Source organism: Leifsonia sp. PS1209, from assembly GCF_012317045.1.
Lineage (GTDB): Bacteria > Actinomycetota > Actinomycetes > Actinomycetales > Microbacteriaceae > Leifsonia.
This window is the reverse complement of sequence record NZ_CP051154.1, coordinates 2,135,378-2,154,886: the sequence shown is the minus strand read 5'-3', so window position 1 is coordinate 2,154,886 and position 19,509 is coordinate 2,135,378. Positions and strand designations below refer to the sequence as shown.

The window sequence follows — 19,509 nt, the reverse complement described above, 5'->3', positions numbered from 1 at the left end:
CCATAAACTGGTGAGCGTTTCTATTGAGAGGAAAATGCATGACTACCCAGCGCACCGTGCTCGTCACAGGAGGAAACCGCGGCATCGGCTACGCCATCGCGGAGGAGTTCCTGGCCCAGGGCCACCGGGTGGCCGTCACGGCCCGCTCCGGGGAGGGCCCGGACGGCGCGCTCACCGTCCGCGCCGATGTCACGGACTCCGCGGCTGTCGACGCGGCGTTCGCGGAGATCGAGGAGAAGCTCGGGCCGGTGGAGGTCGTCGTGGCGAACGCGGGCATCACCCGCGACACGCTGCTGATGCGCATGACCGACGAGGACTTCGACACGGTGGTCGACACCAACCTCGGCGGCTCGTTCCGCGTCGTCAAGCGCGCATCCAAGGGGATGCTCAAGGCCAGGTTCGGCCGCATCGTCTTCATCTCGAGCGTCGTCGGGCTCTACGGCAGCGCCGGTCAGGTCAACTACGCGGCGTCGAAGGCCGGACTGGTCGGCATGGCCCGCTCGATCACCAGGGAGCTCGGCGGGCGCGGGATCACCGCCAACGTCGTGTCGCCCGGCTTCATCGAGACCGACATGACCGCTGCGCTGCCGGAGACGCAGCAGGCCGAATACAAGCGCAACATCCCGGCCGGACGATTCGCCACCGCCGGCGAGGTCGCGAAGGTCGTCGCGTGGGTCGCGGGGGAGGACGCCGGATACATCTCGGGCGCCGTTATTCCTGTCGACGGCGGTCTTGGTATGGGACACTAAACCTATATCGGAATACTGACATACAAATGGCAATGTAACTAGCTCTGTGGTCACCCCGCGGGATAGGTTGACGCGCAATCGGGATGCGGACGGCGAATCTTCGCCGGCACCTCCGCATCCCGTACAGCGCGACAGCGCTCGATTCAGAGGTGGCACAACAATGGCGAAGACGCTCACGCCCAGAGTCAAGGTCCTAGCGGCCATGGGCATCGTCCTGACGGCGGGCATCGGCATGACGCTCGCGGCGTTCACGGACACCGGCAACGTGGAGACGCAGTTCACGTCGGGCTCGCTCGACCTGAAGTTCGACGCGGATCAGGACGGCAATCCCACCAACTACCTGGTGGACTTCAGCGCGGGCTTCGACAACCTGGCCCCGGGTGACACGGTCGAGCGCGACCTGCAGGTCTTCAACTCCGGCACGATCGACGCGAACCTCGACCTCGGCGTGCCCCAGATCACGAACGACGCCGGCGCACCGGCTGCCGCGCTGGAGGACAGCCTGAGCATCGTGATCACCGACACGAGCGACGCGTCGACGCTCTACAGCGGACCGCTGACGGCCGCGGCGTTCTCGGCGCTCGACATCGCCTCCGGGGGATCGGTCAACGGGCGCACGCTGCATCTCGAAGTCACGCTCGACCCGACGGCAGCCACCGATGTCGCCGGCCAGAGCGTATCGGTGGTGTTCCCCTTCACTGCATCGCAGGCGTAGGCCGGCAGCGACGACGAGGAGGACGAGGGGATGACCATGGAGGCAGACCTGCCGGCCCAGCGGGCGTCGCTGATCTCAGACCCGCCGGGGCTGGTGTTCGGAGACCTGAAGCCCGGCGACTCGGTGGACGCGACGGTCACCGTGACCAACAGCGCACCGTACCCGGTCCGTCTGAGCGATCACGTGACACGTGACGGCCAGCTCTTCCAGGGCGCGCATCCCCTCGTCGTGTCGTTCACCGTGACCCCGGATGCGGGCAGCGCCCGGTGCGCAGCGCTGGACGACGCGCTGCCCGCTCACGCCACGGTGACCGTGCACGTCAGCGCCGCCTTTCCCCCTGAGGCGGGGAACGAGTACCAGGCGCAGAGCGGAACGGCGACGCTGTTCTTCACGGCGACGCAGGTCGCGCCGCAGCAGTGCGACGGCGCGGTCGTCGCGCGGCCCCCGCGCGCGGACACGCCACCGCACTTGCCGAACACCGGGATCGAGGTGTCCGGGGTGGTCGTGCTGGCCGTCGCCCTGCTCGTGCTCGGCGTCGCGGCACGGGCGGCGTTCCGGCGGAGGGAAGGACGGAGGGAGCACGAGTGATGGCACCACGGCGTGTCCACCTCCTGGCCGTGGCCGGGCTGCTGTTAGCCGCGCTGACTCCCGCCTCGTCGGCGGGGTTCGTCGACGGCGGGAGCGTGGAGACGCGCTTCGCGTCCACCGCGGGGGTACCGGTGCTGTTCGCCGGCGTCGAGGCCGGAGTGGACTTCTCCCTCGGCTGGACGGCGGCGGGGCAGCTGTACTCGTGGGGAACCAACGGCCTCGGGCAGCTCGGCCTCGGCGACACCGTCGCCCGGGATGTGCCGACCAGTGTGGCCATTCCCGGCGGCGCCGCGGTGGTGTCCGCGTCTGCGGGGGTCGACGGCTCCGTGGCGCTGACCGATACGGGGGATGTGTACACCTGGGGCAACAGCGAGTACGCGCCGAGCGGGGCCGTCCCCGGGCTCATCCCCGAACTCTCGGGGCAGGACGTGATCGGCGTCTCGGCCGGCGGGTTCTACTTCCTGGCGTGGACGAGCGACGGACGGCTGTTCTCGTGGGGGAACAACGGCGGAGGACGGCTCGGGCGGGCAGGCGCGGGAGTGCTGCCCGTCCCGGAGCAGGTGACGGCGCAGGGCCTCGCCGGCCGGTTCGTGACCAGCGCGGCGGCGGGGAGGCACTTCGGCACCGCGGTCACCGACGACGGAACGACCGTGCTGGGCTGGGGGTCGTTCTTCAACAACCAGCTCGGCGTGACGTTCAGCGGACTCCCGGCCGACGGGACGGTCGCGGGCGTCAACGCCGGGGACGCCTTCGTGTTCGCCTGGATGGCCGACGGGCGCCTGTACAGCTGCGACGGCACGTTCGTGTTCGCCCAGAACGCCACCCTCTCCGGCGTCCCCATCCGGCACGCCGTCGCCAGCCTGCCCCAGTCGGGCCCGAGCTCATTCTTCGCGTGGGGCGACGACCATGTGCTCTACGGCTGGGGGCTGAACAGCTCGGGGCAGCTCGGCCTCGGCGACTCCGTCGACCGTGCGACGCCGACCCCTGTGCCGCTACCCGGCGGAATGGATGTGGGCGATGTCGCGGAGGGCAATCAGCACTCGCTGCTCATCGGCACCGACGGCGTCTATTCGGCGGCCGGGTCGAACACGGCCGGGCAGCTCGGCACGCACGACACCGTCGGCAGGAACTCGTTCAGCTCACCGATCGTCGTCCACCGGTGGCCGTGATGCCGAGACGGCAGAGGCCGCTCGGGCGGATCGCACGGATCACGCTCAACGCCGCCGCCGTCGCCGGGGTGCTCTGCGTGGTGGTCGGCGCCGTCGCGTTCGTCACCGGGGTGCGTCCGATCATCTTCCAGACCGGGTCGATGGCGCCGGGCATTCCGGCGGGCTCCTTGGCGCTGACCGTGCCCGTCACCGCCGACGACATCCTGGTGGGAGACGTCGTCGGCGCGCCGCGCGTCGGCGACGGGAAGCTCGTGACGCACCGCGTGGTCGGTGCAGAGCGCCACGGCGACCTCCGGCTCATCCGGATGCGCGGCGATGCCAACGAGGCGGAGGACGCCACCCCGTACGACGTGACGGACGGCGCCCAGCGACTGGTGTGGTCGGTGCCGGGCGTCGGGGAGGCGATGGCGAGCATCCGGAGCCCGTGGCTGTTCGTCGGGCTGATCGCGCTGCTGGCGCTGATCGCCGTGCCGACGAGGCGCGCCAGGCACCGGGCGAAGAAGCGTGCATCCGCGCGCGCCACCCGGCGCGCGACGTGGATCAGCCTCGCAGCCCGAGCAGCGGAAGCACCTGGGACAGATCCTGGCGGTCCACCACCACATCGGCCGCTGCCCGCACCGCCGGCTTCGCGTTGAACGCGACGGACAGCCCGGCCACCGCCATCATCCGGAGGTCGTTCGCGCCGTCGCCGATCGCGACGGTCTGAGCCAGCGGGATGCCGGCGTCCTCCGCCCACGCGCGCAGCGCGGACGCTTTGGCCTCCGCATCCACGACCCCGCCGGTCACGGCTCCGGTGAGGACGCCGTCGACGACCTCCAGCCGGTTGGCGCGCCAGTGGTCGAGGCCGAGGCGTTCGCCCAGCGGGTCGAGCGTCTCGTGGAAGCCGCCGGAGACGACGCCCACCACCCCGCCCGCCGCGTGCACCCCGGCGATCAGCTCTGGGACGCCGTCCGTCACCGTGATGCGCTCACCGACCCGCGAGAACACGGAGGACGGCAGTCCGGCGAGTGTCTTGACGCGCTCGCGCAGGCTCTGCTCGAAGTCCAGTTCTCCGCGCATCGCGCGTTCGGTGACCTCCGCCACCTCCTGGCGTGCGCCGGCCTCCTCGGCCAGCAGCTCGATGACCTCGTCGTGGATGAGGGTCGAGTCTGCGTCGAGGACGACGAGGAAACGTGCTGCTGTTGTTGCTGTGGTGCTCCTCCCGGTCATGGAACGACGTGCACTCCCTTGCCGACAACGGTGAGCCCGGAGTCGGTGACGGTGAAGCCGCGTGCGCGGTCGCGCTCGGGGTCGACCCCGATGGATGCGCCTTCCGCGACCACCACGTCCTTGTCCAGGATCGCGCGGCCGACGAACGCGTTCGCGCCGATCACCGCGCGCTCGAAGACCACAGAGTCGACGACCTTGGCGCCGGAGTCGACGGTCGCCCACGGTCCGAGCACACTGCGCTCCAGGTGGGCGCCCGAGATCACGGAGCCGAGCGACACGATCGAGTCGATGGTCGTGCCGAGCGCTCCGCGGCCGTCGCGCACGATCTTCGCCGGGGGCGAGTTGAGCACCTGGCTGAAGATCGGCCACTCGCGGTTGTAGAGGTTGAACACCGGGAGGGCGGAGATCAGGTCTTGGTGGGCCTCGAAGAACGAGTCGATCGTTCCCACATCCCGCCAGTAGTAGCGGTCGCGGTCGGTCGAGCCCGGAACGTCGTTGCGGTTGAAGTCGTAGACGGCCGCCTCGTCGCGCGCCACGAAGTCGGGGATGATGTCTCCACCCATGTCGTGGTTGGAGTCCGGCCGGTCGCCGTCGCGCACGACCGCGTCGATCAGCGCGTCGGCGTCGAAGACGTAGTTGCCCATCGAGGCGAGCACCTCGCCGGGCGAGTCCGGCAGCCCGATCGGGTCGCTCGGCTTCTCGCGGAACGCGCCGATCCTGTCCGGGCGCTCCGGGTCGACCTCGATCACGCCGAACTGGTCGGCCAGGCCGATCGGCTGGCGGATCGCCGCGACGGACGCGGGAGCGCCGGATGCGATGTGCGCCTCGATCATCTGGCCGAAGTCCATCCGGTAGACGTGGTCGGCGCCGACGACGACCACGATGTCCGGCTTCTCGTCGCGCAGCAGGTTGAGGCTCTGCAGGATCGCGTCGGCCGAGCCGCTGAACCAGCGCTTTCCGAGGCGCTGCTGGGCGGGCACGGACGCGATGTACGAGTTGAGCATCCCGTCGAGCCGCCAGGTCTGCGAGACGTGCCTGTCGAGGCTGTGCGACTTGTACTGGGTCAGGACGACGATCTGGCGCAGCTGCGAATTGATGAGATTCGAGAGCGCGAAGTCGATGAGTCGATACTGCCCGCCGAACGGAACGGCCGGCTTCGCGCGGTCTGCCGTCAACGGCATCAACCGCTTCCCTTCGCCACCCGCGAGAACAATGCCGAAGATCTTCTTGCCTGCCATGCCACCACAGTAGAGGCAACATGCGACCTGTACTAGCGTTCACGACATGCGCGTTGATCTTCTGACCCGGGAATACCCGCCGGACATCTATGGCGGAGCCGGTGTGCACGTCACCGAACTCGTCCGGGCGTTGCGCACGGACACGGAGGTGCAGGTGCGCTGTTTCGGCGAGCCGCGCACCGAAGAGGACGTGCACGCATACCGCGTGCCGCATGAACTCGCCGGCGCGAATGCCGCGATCAGCACACTCGGCGTCGACCTGCAGATGGCGCAGGACTGCGGGGGAGCCGACCTGGTGCACTCGCACACCTGGTACGCGAACAGCGGCGGCCACCTCGCGAAGCTGCTGCACGGCATCCCGCACATCGTCACCGCGCACAGCCTGGAGCCGCTGCGGCCCTGGAAGGCCGAGCAGCTCGGCGGCGGATACCGCGTGTCGAGCTGGGCGGAGAAGACGGCGTTCGAGGCCGCGGACCGCGTGATCGCGGTGAGCGAGGGGATGCGCCGCGACATCCTGGCCGCATACCCCGCGCTCGACCCCGAGCGGGTGACCGTGATCTACAACGGCATCGACCTCGACCGCTGGCAGCCGCTCGACGACGACGACCGGGCGAGAGCGCTCGGCATCGATCCCGACCGTCCCGCCGTGATCTTCGTCGGCAGGATCACCAGGCAGAAGGGCCTGCCGTACCTGCTGCGCGCCGCCCGGATGCTGCCGAAGGAGGTGCAGGTCATCCTCTGCGCTGGAGCGCCGGACACGCCGGAGATCATGGCGGAGGTCAGCAGGGGCGTCGAGCAGCTGCAGGCGGAGCGCGACGGCGTGGTCTGGATCGACAGGCTGCTGTCACAGGAGGAGCTGCGGGTGGCGCTGACCGCGTCCACCGTGTTCGTCTGCCCGTCCATCTACGAGCCGCTCGGCATCGTGAACCTCGAGGCGATGGCCTGCGGGCTGCCGGTGGTCGGCACGGCGACGGGAGGCATCCCCGAGGTGATCGTGGACGGCGTGACGGGACGGCTGGTGCCCATCGAGCAGGCCACGGACGGCACGGGGACGCCCACCGATCCGGATGCGTTCGTCGCCGACCTGGCAGCGGCGCTGACCGAGGTGGTCGGCGACCCGGAGCGTGCGGCTCTGATGGGCAGCGCCGGCCGGCTGCGGGCCGAAACGGCGTTCAGCTGGGCCTCCATCGCGGAGCAGACACGGGAGCTGTACCGGTCCGTCCTGGCCTGATCGCGCCGCTAGGCTAGAGGGTATGTCCAGCGTTCTTCAGCTTCACGATGTGTCCGTCGTCCGCGACGGGAATGCGGTTCTCGATTCGGTGAACTGGACGGTGGAGCCCGACGAACGGTGGGTCGTCCTCGGCCCGAACGGCGCAGGCAAGACGACGCTGCTGCAGATCGCCGCCGCCGCGCTGCACCCCACCTCCGGTGAGGCGGAAGTGCTCGGCGAGCCGATCGGTCACAGCGACCTGTCGGAGCTGCGCCCGCGCCTCGGCTTCGCGTCGAGCGCGCTCGCCCGGCGCATCCCGCGCACGGAGACGGTGCTCGACGTGGTGATGACCGCCGCGTACGCCGTGACCGGTCGCTGGAACGAGGAGTACGAGGAGATCGACGAGAGGCGCGCCCGCCGCGTCCTCGGCGAGTGGAACCTCGACCACCTCGCGGAGCGCACTTTCGGCAGCCTGAGCGACGGAGAGCAGAAGCGCGTGCAGATCGCGCGGTCGGTGATGACCGACCCCGAGATCCTGCTGCTCGACGAGCCGGCGGCCAGCCTCGACCTCGGCGGTCGCGAGGAGCTGCTGCAGCTGCTCGGCGGATACGCGAGCGACCCGAGCTCTCCGGCGATCGTGATGGTCACCCACCACGTCGAGGAGATTCCGCTCGGCTTCAACAGGGCACTCCTGCTGGCCAACGGGGGCGTGGCCGCGCAGGGCACGCTCGACGAGGTCATCACGGCGGAGCGTCTCGGTGAGACGTTCGGCGTGGACGTGGAGCTGACCGAACTGGACGGACGCTACAGCGTTCGTGCGCGTCGCGGCTCCGCTGACTGAACATCTGCTAAACTCGATAGCTGGCCCACCAGCCGACCTACTTTCCGCGCTGGGCTCGATGCATTCCTTCGATGCTCAGGCCACAACCGACAATTCACTACGCAACAAGGAAGTCCTGATGAAGACTGACATCCACCCCGACTACGCTCCGGTGGTTTTCCGCGACCTGGCCTCGGGTGCGGTGTTCCTCACCCGTTCGACCGTCACGAGCGAGAAGACGATCGAGTGGGAAGACGGCACCGTTTACCCGGTGATCGACGTCGAGATCTCGTCCGAGTCGCACCCGTTCTACACGGGCAAGCAGCGCATCATGGACTCCGCCGGTCGCGTCGAGAAGTTCAACTCGCGCTACAAGAACTTCGGCAAGTAACTCACGCCAACGAGGAAGGCCCCGACCGTTACGGTCGGGGCCTTCGTCGTTCTGGTCGGTGGATCAGTAGGTGTACGTGTTGGGGTTCGCCGCGACGACCGCGACGAGGATCACGAAGAAGATGATGCCGAGGATGATCTCGGCGAAGCCGATGATGATCGCCGCGATGGCGAGGCCACGGCCCTGCTCACCGGTGCGCTTGATCTGCGAGAGGGCGACGAAGCCGAGGATGATGCCGACGATGTTGACGAAGAACGCCAGGATGAAGCCGACGATCGCCATCGTGTTGTAGCCGCGGGCGGCCGGAGCGCCCTGGTACGGCTGCTGGTATGGCTGCTGGCTCTGCGGCTGCTGCTCAGGAGGAAGTGGCTGCGGGTTGAGGTTTGAATCGCTCATACCCGTTATGGTACCAATCAGCAGATTCTAAGCCAACCGACAGAAATACATGTAGAGGCATGGACCTCAGCGGAGTGGCCAGGCTCCAGAGGTCGTGAAGCCGGGGTCGCGCACGCGGCGCATGTACTCCTGGAAGTCTGCGGCCTGCTCGCGGCACCAGTCCACCTGCATCCGGTGCAGCTCGGCGGCCTCGAAGGCGAGCGCCTCGGTGTGCACGCGGGCGAGCGCCTGGGCGACCCGTCCGGCGGCGATGGCGTCGGCTCCCGCGTCGTGGGCGTCGGTCAGGTCGACGCCGTAGTACGTGGCCGTGACCTCGAGGGTGCGCTTGCCCCTGCGGTACTTGTCGACCGCCTTGTCGATCACGAGCGGGTCGACGATGGGGCCGGGGGAGACGAGCGGGGAGACGCCGTGACGACGCGCCTCGCGGTCGAGCAGGGTGAAGTCGTACGGCGCGTTGTACGCCACCACCGGGATGCCGCGGCTGAAGAGCTCCCGCAGCGCATCCACGATCTGGGCGGTCGCGACGGCGGCGGGCATCCCGTTGGTGGAGGCGTGCTCGGTGGTGATGCCGTGTACGGCCGTGGCGCCGGCCGGGATCTCCACGCCGGGGTCGACGAGCCAGTCCTGGCGCTGCACGATCGTGCCGGTGTGGTCGAGGAGTCCGACGTGCGCTGTGACGATGCGCGCCGTCTCCACATCGATGCCGGTGGTCTCCAGATCGAAGACGCCCAATTCCTGATGCCACGTACTCATGGATTCAGCGTATGAGCGACCACCGTCAGGCCAGGGACCGACACGGCCCTCGCCAGGATGCTCAGCTGTGGCGGGGCTCGATGTGCAGCCAGTAGAAGTTCTGCGTGCCGAGCGTCAGCGTGAACCGGCCGTCCTCCGCGACGGTCGGGAACTCCGCGCCGCCGAACAGGTCGTACAGCGTCGCTCCGGCGAACTCCGGCGCCTCCAGCGAGACCGACACCGGGTTGTGCGCGAACGAGAACACGCACAGCACGTCCTCCGGCTGGTCGCCGAAGTGCGAACCGCTGCCCTCGTACGAGCGCACGAACGCCAGCACGGACTCGTGGTTGGTCTGCAGCACCCGGATCGTGCCGAGCCCGAACACCGGATGCGCCTTCCGCACGTGGATCACGTTGCGGATCCAGTGCAGCAGCGAGCGCGACTGGGCGAGCTGGGCCTCCACGTTCACCTGGTTGTAGTGGTACACCAGCGACTGGACGACGGGCAGGAAGAGCTTGCCGGGGTCTGCGGTGGAGAAGCCGGCGTTGCGGTCCGGCGTCCACTGCATCGGCGTGCGGGAGCTGTCGCGGTCGGGCAGCCAGATGTTGTCGCCCATCCCGATTTCGTCGCCGTAGTAGAGGAACGGGCTGCCTGGGAGGGAGAACAGCAGGGCGTGCGCCAGTTCGAGCTCGGCGCGCGAGTTGTCGAGCAGGGGAGCGAGGCGGCGCCGGATGCCGATGTTGGCGCGCATCCGTGGGTCGTACGCATACCAGCCGTACATGGCCTGCCGGTACTCCTCGCTGACCATCTCGAGCGTCAGTTCGTCGTGGTTGCGGAGGAAGACGCCCCAGGCGGAGCCGTCCGGCACGTCGAGCGTCTCGGACAGCACCCTCACCAGCTCGGCGGACTGCTGCGAGCGCAGCGCATAGAAGATGCGCGGCATGACGGGGAAGTCGAACGCCATGTGGCACTCCGGCTCCTCCTCCGTTCCGAAGAACGCGGCGACCTCGCGCGGCCACTGGTTCGCCTCGGCGACCATCATGCGGCCCGGGTACTCGCGGTCGACCATCTCGCGCAGCTTCTTGATGAAGTCGTGCGTCTTCGGCTCGCCCTCGCCGTTGCCCTCGTCGGACTCGTAGAGGTAGGGGATCGCATCCAGCCGGAAGCCGTCGACGCCGAGGTCGAGCCAGAACCGGACGATGTCGAACATCGCCTCGTGCACGGCCGGGTTCTCGAAGTTGAGGTCGGGCTGGTGCGAGAAGAAGCGGTGGAAGTAGTACTGGCGGCGCGCCTCGTCGAACGCCCAGTTGGAGTCCTCGGTGTCGACGAAGATGATGCGGATGTCCGGCCACTTGTCGTCGGTGTCGTTCCAGACGTAGAAGTCGCCGTACGGCCCCTCCGGGTCGGAGCGGGACTGCTGGAACCACTCGTGCTGGTCGGACGTGTGGTTCATCGGCAGGTCGATGATGATGCGCATGTTGCGCTCGTGGGCCTTGGTCACGAGGTCGCGGAACTCGTCGATCGTGCCGAACTCGGGGAGGATCGCGCGGAAGTCCGACACGTCGTATCCACCGTCGCGCAGCGGCGACTGGAAGAACGGCGGGAGCCAGAGCGCGTCGATGCCGAGCCACTGCAGGTAGTCGAGTTTCGAGGTGAGCCCGGCGAGGTCACCGGACCCGTCTCCGTTGCTGTCGACGAACGACCGCACCATGACCTCGTAGAACACCGACCGGCGGTACCACTGCGGGTCGAGGGTGAGCCCGGGCAGCGTGATGGGCGCAGTGAAACTCACGGTTCTCCTTCCGGCACGGTGGCCGACTGCAAGCGATTACAACCAGTCGAGTCTAGGTGGTCGCGATAGTGCCGTGTCCAGTCCTGCGAGCACATTGCCGGGGGTGGCATCCGCGCTGCCTAGACTGGTCTGCGATGAGCCCTTCCTCCGCACATACTGCTTCACCATACGCCGACGCGCTCGACCGTCTACCGGTGCGCACGGCCGAGGTGTCGATCCTCGGCGGCACCACCCGGTACTGGGACTACGGAGACCCGTCGGCGCCGACGACGCTCGTGCTGGTCCACGGCTTCCGCGGCGACCACCACGGCCTGGAGCCGGTGGTCGCCCAGCTGCCCGGCGTGCGGATGATCTCACCCGATCTGCCGGGCTTCGGAGCATCCACCCCTCTGACGCAGGCGAAGCACGACATCGACGGGTATGCGCGCTGGCTGCGGGCGTTCGCCGGGTCGCTCGGGATCGACGGCAGGTTCGTGCTGCTCGGCCACTCGTTCGGTTCCATCGTGGTGTCGGCGGCCCTGGCGGACGAGGCGGCACCGGATGCGCTGCACCCGAACGACGTCGTCCTGGTCAACCCGATCGGCCAGCCGGCGCTCGAAGGACCGCGCGGCATCATGACGCGCCTCGCGATCTTCTACTACTGGCTCGCTGCTGCGCTGCCCCGTGGCCTCGGCTTCGGCCTGCTGCGCAACCGCGCGATCGTGCGCGTGATGAGCGTGACGATGGCGAAGACCAAGGACAGATCGCTTCGGCGCTGGATCCACGACCAGCACGACCGCTACTTCAGCGCGTTCAGCGACAGGGATGTGGTGCTCGACGCGTTCACCGCCTCGGTGTCGCACGACGTCAGCGAGTACGCGGCGCGCATCCCGGAGCGGACGCTGCTGGTGGCGGCGCAGAAGGACGACATCACGCCCATCTCCGCCCAGTACCGGCTGCAGAAGCTGTTCCCGGATGCGCGGCTCGTCGTCATCCCCGGCGTCGGCCACCTCATCCACTACGAGACCCCGGCAGAGGCCGCCAGAGCGATCGAGGACTTCCTGGCATGAAGATCGTGTTCGACTGCCGTTACACCAGAATCGGCCGCCACGACGGGATCAGCCGCTACACGGCCGGGCTCGTCGGAGCCCTGGCGAAACGCCACCCCGTCACCATGCTGATCAGCGACCACCGCCAGCTGGAGATGCTGCCGAACCTGCCGTGGGAGCTGATCGGTTCTCCGACCAGCGCGGGAGAGCCGTGGGTGGCCAAGCAGGTCAACCGGCTGAAGCCGGACGTGGTGTTCACGCCGATGCAGACGATGGGCGGCTGGGGCCGCCGCTACCGGCTGGTGCTCACTGTGCACGACCTCATCTACTACCGAAACCGCACGCCACCGCGCGATCTGCCAGCGCCCATCCGGTTGCTCTGGCGGCTGTACCACCTGGCCTGGTGGCCGCAGCGGCTGCTGCTCAACCGGTCGGATGCGGTGGTGACGGTCTCGCAGACCACCAAGCAGCTGATCGCCGAGCACAAGCTGACCAGGCGGCCCGTGCACGTGGTGCCGAACGCGGCCGACATGCCGGAGCTCGACCCTGTCCGCGCATCCCGTACCAGCCCGGAGACGAAATCGCTGGTCTACATGGGCTCGTTCATGCCGTACAAGAACGTCGAGACGCTCGTGCGCGCCGCAGCGCTGCTTCCCGACTACGAGCTGCACCTGATGAGCAGGGTGAGCGACGCGGAGCGTGCCAGGCTGGCCGCTGTCGCCCCGGAGGCGCGGATCGTGTTCCACAACGGGGCGAGCGACGAGGAGTATGCGGACACGGTCGCTGCGGCGACGGCCCTGGTGTCGGCGTCGCACGACGAGGGGTTCGGCATCCCGCTGGTCGAGGCGATGACCCTCGGCACGCCCGTGGTGGTCAGCGACATCCCGATCTTCCGGGAGATCGGGGGAGAGGCCGCGCTGTTCTTCGAACCGGACTCCGCCGAGCAGGCCGCCGCGCGCATCCGGCACCTGGAGGAGGAGGGCGTCTGGGCCGCCCGATCGGCCGCGTCGAAACGCGAAGCGGAGCGCTTCACCTGGGACGCGTCGTCTGAACATCTTCTCACGGTGCTCACCGCGGCGGCTGCAAGGGCGAAACGAAAGCTCGATTGATGTCATAATCGCGTCGATGTGCAGTGGTGCACACTTCGAATGAGGGGGACGGGGAATGTCGATGCGACGCTGGGGGAGGACGGCCGCTGCCGTCGGGATCGTGGCGGTGACCGCGATGGCGGGAGCCGTGTTGGGGGCGCTGCCCGCGAACGCGAGCCAGGACCTGTACGGGGTGGTGAACACGATCCCTGTGGTTCCCGGTGGTGGCGACGGGATGGCGACCATCCCCACCATGGCGGTCGACCAGGGCACGAACACCCTGTTCGCGCTGGTGACGGAACGCGCGCACAGCGACCTCTCCGTGCTCGACCTCACCGACGGCTCTCTGACGAAGACGCTGCCTCTGCCGGTCATCCCGCTGGGGGTCGCCATCGACGAGGCGCGGCACCTCGTCTACGTCACGGTCGAGGACCTGAACGCCGGGACCACCTCGCTCGCGGTGTTCAGCACCACGAGCCTGACGCAGGTGGCGACCATCCAGCTCGGCGCTGTGCATCTGATCGGTTCCAGCGGGGACAGCGGGATCGCCGTCGACACCGCGACGGGCTCGGTCTACGTCGTCGGGGACCGGCAGGTGGGCGCAGCTCAGACGCCATCCTTCCTGGTGCTGACCGCCGCGCAGATCGCCACCGCGGTCGGCGGTACGGCTGTCACGCCGACGCCGGTCGCGCTCCCGGCCACACAGCAGCAACCGGCCGGGATCGCCATCGACCCCGCTGGCGGCGTCGTGTACGCGGTGACGTCGTCGCCGACGGACTCCACGCTGTTCTCGCTCAGCACGGCGACGAACACGGTGACACGCACCGTGCCGCTGACGGGGATCGCGCACGTCACGACGGTCGACCCGTCCACCGGCACCGTGTACGTCTCCCGTCGCACGTCGGCGTTCTCGTCCGCGTACGAGCTGGCGATCGTGCCCCGCGGGGGCTCGGCCGTGACCGCGACCATCGGCCTTCCCGCCCAGGCGGAGGCGCTCCAGGTCGACCAGACGGCCGGCACGCTCTACGTCGCCGTCTCGCAGCCGTTCGAGGGCGGAACCGCGAACGCGGTGCTCGCGGTCACCACCGCGTCGAAGACGGTGGTCGGCTATGTCCCCGTGCCGACGCCCGCCGGTCTCGCCGTGAACCAGGCGACAGGGTCCGTGTACGTCTCCGGTGCGAACTCGGGCAACACGCTCGTGTCCGTGGTGCGGAAGATCACCACCGACCGGGTGGCGGGCAGCGACCGCTTCGCGACCTCGGTGGCCGTCTCGAAGAAGGCGTTCCCCGGCACGGCGCCGGTCGTCTACGTCGCCTCCGGCCTGAACTATCCGGATGCGCTGGCGGCAGGACCGGCAGCGGTGAAGCGCGGCGGCCCGCTGCTGCTCACACCGCCGACCGGGCTCACGCCGGATGTCGCGGCGGAGGTTGCACGGCTCAAGCCGGCGAAGATCGTGGTCGCCGGTGGCGCAGCATCCGTCTCCGACCACGTGCTGAGCCAGCTGCGCTCGGCGGCGCCGTCGGCGACGGTGAGCCGCGCAGCGGGCGACGACCGCTTCTCCACCTCGCGCTCCGTGGTGACGGGGGCGTTCTCGTCCGCGACCACCGTGTACCTGGCCTCCGGGCTGAACTTCCCGGATGCGCTGTCGGCCGGAGGGGCTGCGGGGTCGAAGGGCGCTCCCGTGCTGCTCGTCAACGGCGCTGCGGACTCCGCTGACGCGGCGACGACGGCGCTGCTGAGGTCGCTCGGGGCGACGAAGGTCGAACTGGTCGGCGGAACGTCGGTGATCTCGAGCGGCGTCGAGTACTCGCTGACGCAGAGCGGCTTCGCGGTCAGCCGTCTCGCCGGATCGGACAGGTACTCCACGGCGGAGGCGGTCAACGTGACCACGTACCCCACCGCATCCACGGCGATCATCGCCACCGGCTTCGGCTACCCGGATGCCCTCGCGGCGAGCAGCTGGGCAGGCAAGACGTCCTCGCCGCTGTTCCTCGCTCCCGGCAGCTGCGTGCCGACTGGCGTGCTGGCCGACATGGGCCGCCTCGGCGTCCGTACCGTCACCCTGATCGGTGGCCCGACCGTCCTGACAACGGCGGTCGAGGGGCTCACGCCGTGCGGAGGGATGTAGCGGAGGGCTGAGCGCGGCTCAGAGTACCGACGCCGTGAACAGGTCCCTGTCCTCCGGGTGGAGGTTGAAGCGGTCGAGCGTGAGCGTGCCGTCCTCGTAGACGAACTCGTGAGATTCGGCGGAGACGAACTCGTTTTGAGCATGTATCCTGCGTTAGCGTGAAGTATTTCAACGAGTTGACGCTAATAGTTCAATGCTTCGAACGTGAGGTTAGGCGAGAGCGTGCCGCGGACCTGCGTAAGCCATGAGAGGCCAAAGTGCGCAGCATGCGATCAGGGCGACGGGAGCTCTGCGGCAATTTTGGGGCATCCTACGGATCACCCTTGCTCTTGACGCGATACTTCTGAATCTACTAGCTGTCCTCATCGGGATCTTCGGTGGATTTGCCCGCGCGTTCGATGGCGAATCGAGGAGTTCTCTTTCGGAAGGTGGTGTCCTGTCGTTGGGGGCGGCTGCTGCACAGGTGCCGCTGCGTTGGGCTCGCCAGATCCGTAGCGACGATGTCTGGGATCTAATCCTTGTCTTGTCGTCCTGTATCGTCGCGCTCGCGATAGCAACGCTCGGCGTTGAACGTTCCGACAGCGAGCTCGCGCGGCGCAGCCTGCGACAGCTGCGTGCTCTCGCGCAGTTCATCGGCTTCGTCACACTCAACCTCGGGCTAATGTTGCTTGCGCAAATCCGATCGAATGTGAGCTTCGTGACGTGCGCCGTCCTCGCTTGCGGTTTGATTTTGGCATTTGCGTGCGTCGCGGCCTCCCGAAGCTTGCAAGCCGATACCAGGAACCAACTCGTCCGAGAAAGACAAGCGGTTCTTGCCTCGGTGCGCCAAACGTTTCCTCTAGAAGCAAGTCGGCTTGAGAGAAAGGTCGACCAGGCACCAGGCAGCCGTCCCCCGGTCCTTCGTTACGTTCTGATCGCCGCGGGGTGGCTTGCTTTGGTGTTCGTCCTCACAGTCGGCAGTGCGACGGCTGCCATCACCACACATTACGGACTCTCGGCTTGGCCTACACAGGCGGTTTCTGCGTCCATTGGACTAGTGGTGGCGATCTTCTTCGTGTGGTGCCTGTTAATCTTCGTAGCCGCGGTTCTTGCCGAGATAGTTATCTTGGTACCGAATGCCCGCGAGAAGGGCTGCATAAACGTCCTCCGTTGGACGCCAAGTGTTGCAGTCCTCGTCTTAACTGGGCCTGGTGGTCTCGTGGTTGCTACGCAATCGGGTGAAGAGTCCTTGCAGGTGACAATTGGAGTGCTTCTATCCGTGGGCTGCTTCGCTACTCAGGCCATGGTTGCGTCGCCTCTGGCCTGGCTGTCGCGTGGGTCGAAGTCTGGCTGGACACCTCGTGGGGCTGCTCGCTTCGCCCGCGTCGGATTCGAATTGAGGAAGGCGGACCGACTTACACACCGAATCGAGGTTCAGAAAGAACTCTTTGGAAATAGGCGGGACCGTCTGCGAGCGCGATCGACAGGTCCTCGAAACTTCAATTCGAGTCGCGTGCCCAAACGCGTGAAGGTACTCCACGTCCGGAAGCCTTTCAGCAGCCGACGTCCAAGAAGTTAGATGTGGACTGGTTGTGGTTCGGCGTTGAACCCATTTGGGAAGTCCGCGTCCATGGGCAAAGGGCCGGGAGTGACCTTCTCGGCCGCGCACTTCATCGAGGCACCCTTTGTCGGACGCAGGGTGCTACCAGGTGTGGTGATCGAGTTGGACGCCTCATGCCGATTCGCTTCACGGCAGTTCAGTGATGCACGGCGTACGGGCCCCCACGACACCAGAATCTGCGTGGCTGTCGACCGAATCTCGGACACCGGAGGGCTGAGCGCGGCTCAGAGCACCGACGCCGTGAACAGGTCCCTGTCCTCCGGGTGGAGGTTGAAGCGGTCGAGCGTGAGCGTGCCGTCCTCGTAGACGAACTCGTGCACGGAGCCGTTCGGGATGACCTCGCCGGGGCCGGGCAGCGCGTGATCGGTGACGTGGCGCACCAGGGAGCCGATCACGCCGCCGTGGCTGACCACGATGACGGACTCGCCCTGGTGCCGCTCCCCGAGCTCCAGCAGGGCGGGGAGGGCGCGCTCGACGACCTGGTCGCGGGATTCGCGGCCGGGCACGGGCGTGCCCTCCGGCCAGCGGGCCAGGATTTCGGCGCCGGTGAGGCCCTCCGCGTCGCCGTAGCTGCGCTCCGCGACCTCGGGGAGCGGCAGGGGAGCATCCAGACCGGTGTGCGACGCGATGATGCTGGCCGTCTCGCTCGCGCGGCTCAGCGGGCTCGCGTAGATGGCGTCGTAGCTGCCGCCGGCGAGCGCGCGGCCCGTGGCCTCCGCCTGCTCGCGCCCCGTGTCGTTCAGCGGGATGTCGCTCGACCCCTGGATGCGTTTGGCGAGGTTCCAGTCGGTCTGACCGTGGCGAACAAGGGAGATTCTGGTCACGCGCGTCCTTTCACTGCGAGGACGCGGAGGCGGCTGGGCTAGGTGAGCCTGGCGGCGAGTTCGACGAGTGTCTCCGTCGTCCCTGCGTTCAGCTTAATGGTCGCGCGACCGTCGCCCTTGGTGTCGCCCCTGTTGATGATGACGATGGGCAGCTTGCGCCGCCTCGCCTCCTCCAGCAACCGGATGCCCGAGTTGACCGCCAGGGACGACCCGGCGATGATCAGCGCCTCCGAGCTGCGGACGAGCGCGCTCGCTTCCCGGTATTTCTCCGCAGGGATGAACTCGCCGAAGAACACCACGTCCGGCTTGAGGCGGCCGCCGCAGACCGTGCAGTCCGGAACCTGGAACGCATCCACGTCCGTGACGATCGCGTCGCCGTCCGGGGCGATCTCGACGGCGCCATCCGCATCCAGCCACGGGTTGGCCTTCTCGATGCGCGCGGCGATGGCCTCACGGGCGAAGATCTGGCCGCAGACCAGGCAGAGAACGCGATCCATCGCGCCGTGTAGGTCGACCACCTTGCGGGAGCCCGCCTGCTTGTGCAGGCCGTCGACGTTCTGGGTGATGACGCCGTTGGCCGCGCCGCCGAGCTCGAGCGCCGCGATGGCGCGGTGGCCGTCGTTCGGGGCCGCCGCGGCGAACCGGCGGTAGCCCAGGTGGCTGCCCGCCCAGTACCGCTTGCGGAAACCGTCGTCGGCGAGGAACTGCTGGAACGTCATCGGCGTGCGCTTCGGAGCGCCCTCGCCGCGGTAGTCGGGGATGCCGGAGTCCGTCGAGACGCCGGCCCCGGTGAGCATGGCGAAGCGGCGGCCGCTCAGCAGGTCGACCGTCGCGTCCAGGTCTCTGGCCAGTTCGGGAGAGAGCTCCGTCGTCACCGTTGCCACAGGCATCCTCCAGTCGGTTCTGTCAGAAGTCTAAACACGCGAGTTTTCCGGAATGTTTCCGACGACTGGCAATCTGTAAGCTGCACCGCGATTCTCCGGCGCAGGAAGAGAGGCACCAGCCGTGCGCATCCACCGCATCACCGACCTGACAGCCGACGGGCTCGCCGACTACTCGCGGCTCACCGACGTGGCCCTGCGCCGCGTCAGCGAGCCGGAGGGAGGCCTGTACATCGCGGAGTCGTCGAAGGTGATCACGCGCGCACTGGCGGCCGGGCACCGCCCGCGCTCCGTGCTGCTGCAGGAGCAGTGGCTACCAGACATCGAACCGCTACTGGCCGAATACCCGGACGTGCCGGTGTTCGTCGGAGAGAGCGGCGTGCTCGAAGAGCTCACAGGCTACCACCTGCACCGTGGGGCCCTGGCGGCGATGCATCGGCCGGTGCTGCCCGATCCCGCCGACCTGCTCAGGGATGCGCGGCGCGTCGTGGTGCTGGAGGACATCGTCGACCACACGAACGTCGGGGCGATCTTCCGCTCGGTCGCCGGCCTCGGCGCCGACGCCGTGCTGGTGAGCCCGCGCTGCGCGGACCCGCTGTACCGCAGGAGCGTGCGCGTCAGCATGGGCACGGTGCTGCAGGTGCCGTGGACGCGCATCCCGGAGTGGGACGAGGCAGCGCCGATCCTGCACGACGCCGGGTTCGAGATCGCGGCGCTCGCTCTCGCCGACGACGCCGTCGAGCTCGCGGCGTACGCGTCGGACGCTCCCGAACGGGTGGCGCTCGTGCTCGGGTCGGAGGGCGACGGGCTGAGCAGGAGGGCGCTGGCCGCGGCGGACACGGTGGTGACCATCCCGATGCTGCACGGGGTCGACTCGCTCAACGTGGCGTCGGCGAGTGCCGTCGCACTCTGGGCGTTGACGCGTTGACCGCGCGTTCTCAGCCGACGCCT

The 19,509-nt window shown here is 68.2% G+C and carries 19 protein-coding genes; 12 read left to right on the top strand and 7 right to left on the bottom strand.

What is annotated here, in order from left to right; translation table 11 throughout:
- The first annotated feature begins 38 nt into the window (after window positions 1-38).
- The 5 genes from fabG to HF024_RS10260 all read left to right on the top strand — a co-directional run bounded on the left by fabG (window position 39) and on the right by HF024_RS10260 (window position 3,856).
- Entirely contained in the window at window positions 39-749 is a 711-nt protein-coding gene (fabG, locus tag HF024_RS10280; protein ID WP_168689496.1) for a 3-oxoacyl-ACP reductase FabG, read from the top strand.
- 160 nt (window positions 750-909) lie between these two features.
- The gene (locus tag HF024_RS10275; RefSeq protein WP_085371180.1) at window positions 910-1,464 is read left to right on the top strand and encodes a TasA family protein; all 555 of its coding nucleotides are present in this window, start codon (window positions 910-912) and stop codon (window positions 1,462-1,464) included.
- A 30-nt stretch (window positions 1,465-1,494) separates the two neighbouring features.
- Entirely contained in the window at window positions 1,495-2,052 is a 558-nt protein-coding gene (locus tag HF024_RS10270) for an LPXTG cell wall anchor domain-containing protein (RefSeq protein ID WP_168689495.1), read from the top strand.
- Window positions 2,052-3,221, top strand: coding sequence for a hypothetical protein (locus HF024_RS10265; protein WP_168689494.1), 1,170 nt, complete (start codon window positions 2,052-2,054; stop codon window positions 3,219-3,221). The genes HF024_RS10270 and HF024_RS10265 overlap by 1 nt, the downstream gene beginning before the upstream one ends.
- Window positions 3,221-3,856, top strand: a complete 636-nt coding sequence (locus tag HF024_RS10260) for a S26 family signal peptidase (RefSeq protein ID WP_168689493.1) — start codon at window positions 3,221-3,223, stop codon at window positions 3,854-3,856. The genes HF024_RS10265 and HF024_RS10260 overlap by 1 nt, the downstream gene beginning before the upstream one ends.
- Here HF024_RS10260 and serB read toward each other — a convergent pair.
- Window positions 3,762-4,430 carry a phosphoserine phosphatase SerB gene (gene serB / locus HF024_RS10255; protein WP_168689492.1) on the bottom strand — a complete coding sequence of 223 codons (669 nt, stop codon included), beginning with the start codon at window positions 4,428-4,430 and terminating at the stop codon, window positions 3,762-3,764. The genes HF024_RS10260 and serB overlap by 95 nt on opposite strands.
- Window positions 4,427-5,668: a glucose-1-phosphate adenylyltransferase gene (locus HF024_RS10250; RefSeq protein WP_085370640.1), complete on the bottom strand. Its 1,242-nt coding sequence runs from the start codon at window positions 5,666-5,668 to the stop codon at window positions 4,427-4,429. The genes serB and HF024_RS10250 overlap by 4 nt, the downstream gene beginning before the upstream one ends.
- Before the next feature lie 46 nt (window positions 5,669-5,714).
- On the opposite strand from HF024_RS10250, the gene glgA reads away from it, so the two are divergent.
- The 3 genes from glgA (at window position 5,715) to HF024_RS10235 (ending at window position 8,089) form a co-directional block, all read left to right on the top strand.
- The gene (gene glgA, locus HF024_RS10245) at window positions 5,715-6,899 is read left to right on the top strand and encodes a glycogen synthase (RefSeq protein ID WP_168689491.1); all 1,185 of its coding nucleotides are present in this window, start codon (window positions 5,715-5,717) and stop codon (window positions 6,897-6,899) included.
- Between the two features lie 22 nt (window positions 6,900-6,921).
- Window positions 6,922-7,719, top strand: a complete 798-nt coding sequence (locus tag HF024_RS10240) for an ABC transporter ATP-binding protein (protein WP_168689490.1) — start codon at window positions 6,922-6,924, stop codon at window positions 7,717-7,719.
- 118 nt (window positions 7,720-7,837) lie between these two features.
- Window positions 7,838-8,089, top strand: coding sequence for a type B 50S ribosomal protein L31 (locus tag HF024_RS10235; RefSeq protein WP_085370637.1), 252 nt, complete (start codon window positions 7,838-7,840; stop codon window positions 8,087-8,089).
- Window positions 8,090-8,152: 63 nt separating this feature from the next.
- On the opposite strand, the gene HF024_RS10230 is transcribed toward HF024_RS10235, so the two are convergent.
- The 3 genes from HF024_RS10230 to treS all read right to left on the bottom strand — a co-directional run bounded on the left by HF024_RS10230 (window position 8,153) and on the right by treS (window position 11,009).
- Entirely contained in the window at window positions 8,153-8,485 is a 333-nt protein-coding gene (locus HF024_RS10230) for a DUF4190 domain-containing protein (RefSeq protein ID WP_085370636.1), read from the bottom strand.
- Window positions 8,486-8,551: 66 nt separating this feature from the next.
- Window positions 8,552-9,238: a 3'-5' exonuclease gene (locus tag HF024_RS10225; RefSeq protein WP_168689489.1), complete on the bottom strand. Its 687-nt coding sequence runs from the start codon at window positions 9,236-9,238 to the stop codon at window positions 8,552-8,554.
- Window positions 9,239-9,299: 61 nt separating this feature from the next.
- On the bottom strand, window positions 9,300-11,009 hold the full coding sequence (treS, locus tag HF024_RS10220) for a maltose alpha-D-glucosyltransferase (protein WP_085370634.1): 1,710 nt from the start codon (window positions 11,007-11,009) through the stop codon (window positions 9,300-9,302).
- 134 nt (window positions 11,010-11,143) lie between these two features.
- Here treS and HF024_RS10215 point away from each other — a divergent pair, with 134 nt between their 5' ends.
- The 3 genes from HF024_RS10215 to HF024_RS10205 are packed head-to-tail and all read left to right on the top strand — an operon-like array spanning window position 11,144 to window position 15,253.
- Window positions 11,144-12,058 (top strand): alpha/beta hydrolase, encoded by a 915-nt coding sequence (locus HF024_RS10215; protein ID WP_168689488.1) that lies wholly within the window; start codon window positions 11,144-11,146, stop codon window positions 12,056-12,058.
- Entirely contained in the window at window positions 12,055-13,146 is a 1,092-nt protein-coding gene (locus HF024_RS10210; RefSeq protein ID WP_168689487.1) for a glycosyltransferase family 1 protein, read from the top strand. Before HF024_RS10215 ends, HF024_RS10210 begins: the two co-directional genes overlap by 4 nt.
- A 55-nt stretch (window positions 13,147-13,201) precedes the next feature.
- Entirely contained in the window at window positions 13,202-15,253 is a 2,052-nt protein-coding gene (locus HF024_RS10205; protein WP_168689486.1) for a cell wall-binding repeat-containing protein, read from the top strand.
- A gap of 1,824 nt (window positions 15,254-17,077) precedes the next feature.
- On the opposite strand, the gene HF024_RS10195 is transcribed toward HF024_RS10205, so the two are convergent.
- Window positions 17,078-17,677, bottom strand: a complete 600-nt coding sequence (locus HF024_RS10195; protein ID WP_168689485.1) for a histidine phosphatase family protein — start codon at window positions 17,675-17,677, stop codon at window positions 17,078-17,080.
- Window positions 17,678-17,715: 38 nt separating this feature from the next.
- Window positions 17,716-18,561, bottom strand: coding sequence for a Sir2 family NAD-dependent protein deacetylase (locus tag HF024_RS10190; protein ID WP_085370629.1), 846 nt, complete (start codon window positions 18,559-18,561; stop codon window positions 17,716-17,718).
- A 121-nt stretch (window positions 18,562-18,682) separates the two neighbouring features.
- On the opposite strand from HF024_RS10190, the gene HF024_RS10185 reads away from it, so the two are divergent.
- Window positions 18,683-19,486, top strand: coding sequence for an RNA methyltransferase (locus tag HF024_RS10185; protein WP_168689483.1), 804 nt, complete (start codon window positions 18,683-18,685; stop codon window positions 19,484-19,486).
- Window positions 19,487-19,509: the final 23 nt, after the last annotated feature.

Bases quoted from the DNA above. Each gene is read 5' to 3' on its own strand.
- fabG (WP_168689496.1), top strand. From the start codon at position 39: ATGACTACCCAGCGCACCGTGCTCGTCACAGGAGGAAACCGCGGCATC.
- HF024_RS10275 (WP_085371180.1), top strand. From the start codon at position 910: ATGGCGAAGACGCTCACGCCCAGAGTCAAGGTCCTAGCGGCCATGGGC.
- HF024_RS10270 (WP_168689495.1), top strand. From the start codon at position 1,495: ATGACCATGGAGGCAGACCTGCCGGCCCAGCGGGCGTCGCTGATCTCA.
- HF024_RS10265 (WP_168689494.1), top strand. From the start codon at position 2,052: ATGGCACCACGGCGTGTCCACCTCCTGGCCGTGGCCGGGCTGCTGTTA.
- HF024_RS10260 (WP_168689493.1), top strand. From the start codon at position 3,221: ATGCCGAGACGGCAGAGGCCGCTCGGGCGGATCGCACGGATCACGCTC.
- serB (WP_168689492.1), bottom strand. From the start codon at position 4,430: ATGACCGGGAGGAGCACCACAGCAACAACAGCAGCACGTTTCCTCGTC.
- HF024_RS10250 (WP_085370640.1), bottom strand. From the start codon at position 5,668: ATGGCAGGCAAGAAGATCTTCGGCATTGTTCTCGCGGGTGGCGAAGGG.
- glgA (WP_168689491.1), top strand. From the start codon at position 5,715: ATGCGCGTTGATCTTCTGACCCGGGAATACCCGCCGGACATCTATGGC.
- HF024_RS10240 (WP_168689490.1), top strand. From the start codon at position 6,922: ATGTCCAGCGTTCTTCAGCTTCACGATGTGTCCGTCGTCCGCGACGGG.
- HF024_RS10235 (WP_085370637.1), top strand. From the start codon at position 7,838: ATGAAGACTGACATCCACCCCGACTACGCTCCGGTGGTTTTCCGCGAC.
- HF024_RS10230 (WP_085370636.1), bottom strand. From the start codon at position 8,485: ATGAGCGATTCAAACCTCAACCCGCAGCCACTTCCTCCTGAGCAGCAG.
- HF024_RS10225 (WP_168689489.1), bottom strand. From the start codon at position 9,238: ATGAGTACGTGGCATCAGGAATTGGGCGTCTTCGATCTGGAGACCACC.
- HF024_RS10215 (WP_168689488.1), top strand. From the start codon at position 11,144: ATGAGCCCTTCCTCCGCACATACTGCTTCACCATACGCCGACGCGCTC.
- HF024_RS10210 (WP_168689487.1), top strand. From the start codon at position 12,055: ATGAAGATCGTGTTCGACTGCCGTTACACCAGAATCGGCCGCCACGAC.
- HF024_RS10205 (WP_168689486.1), top strand. From the start codon at position 13,202: ATGTCGATGCGACGCTGGGGGAGGACGGCCGCTGCCGTCGGGATCGTG.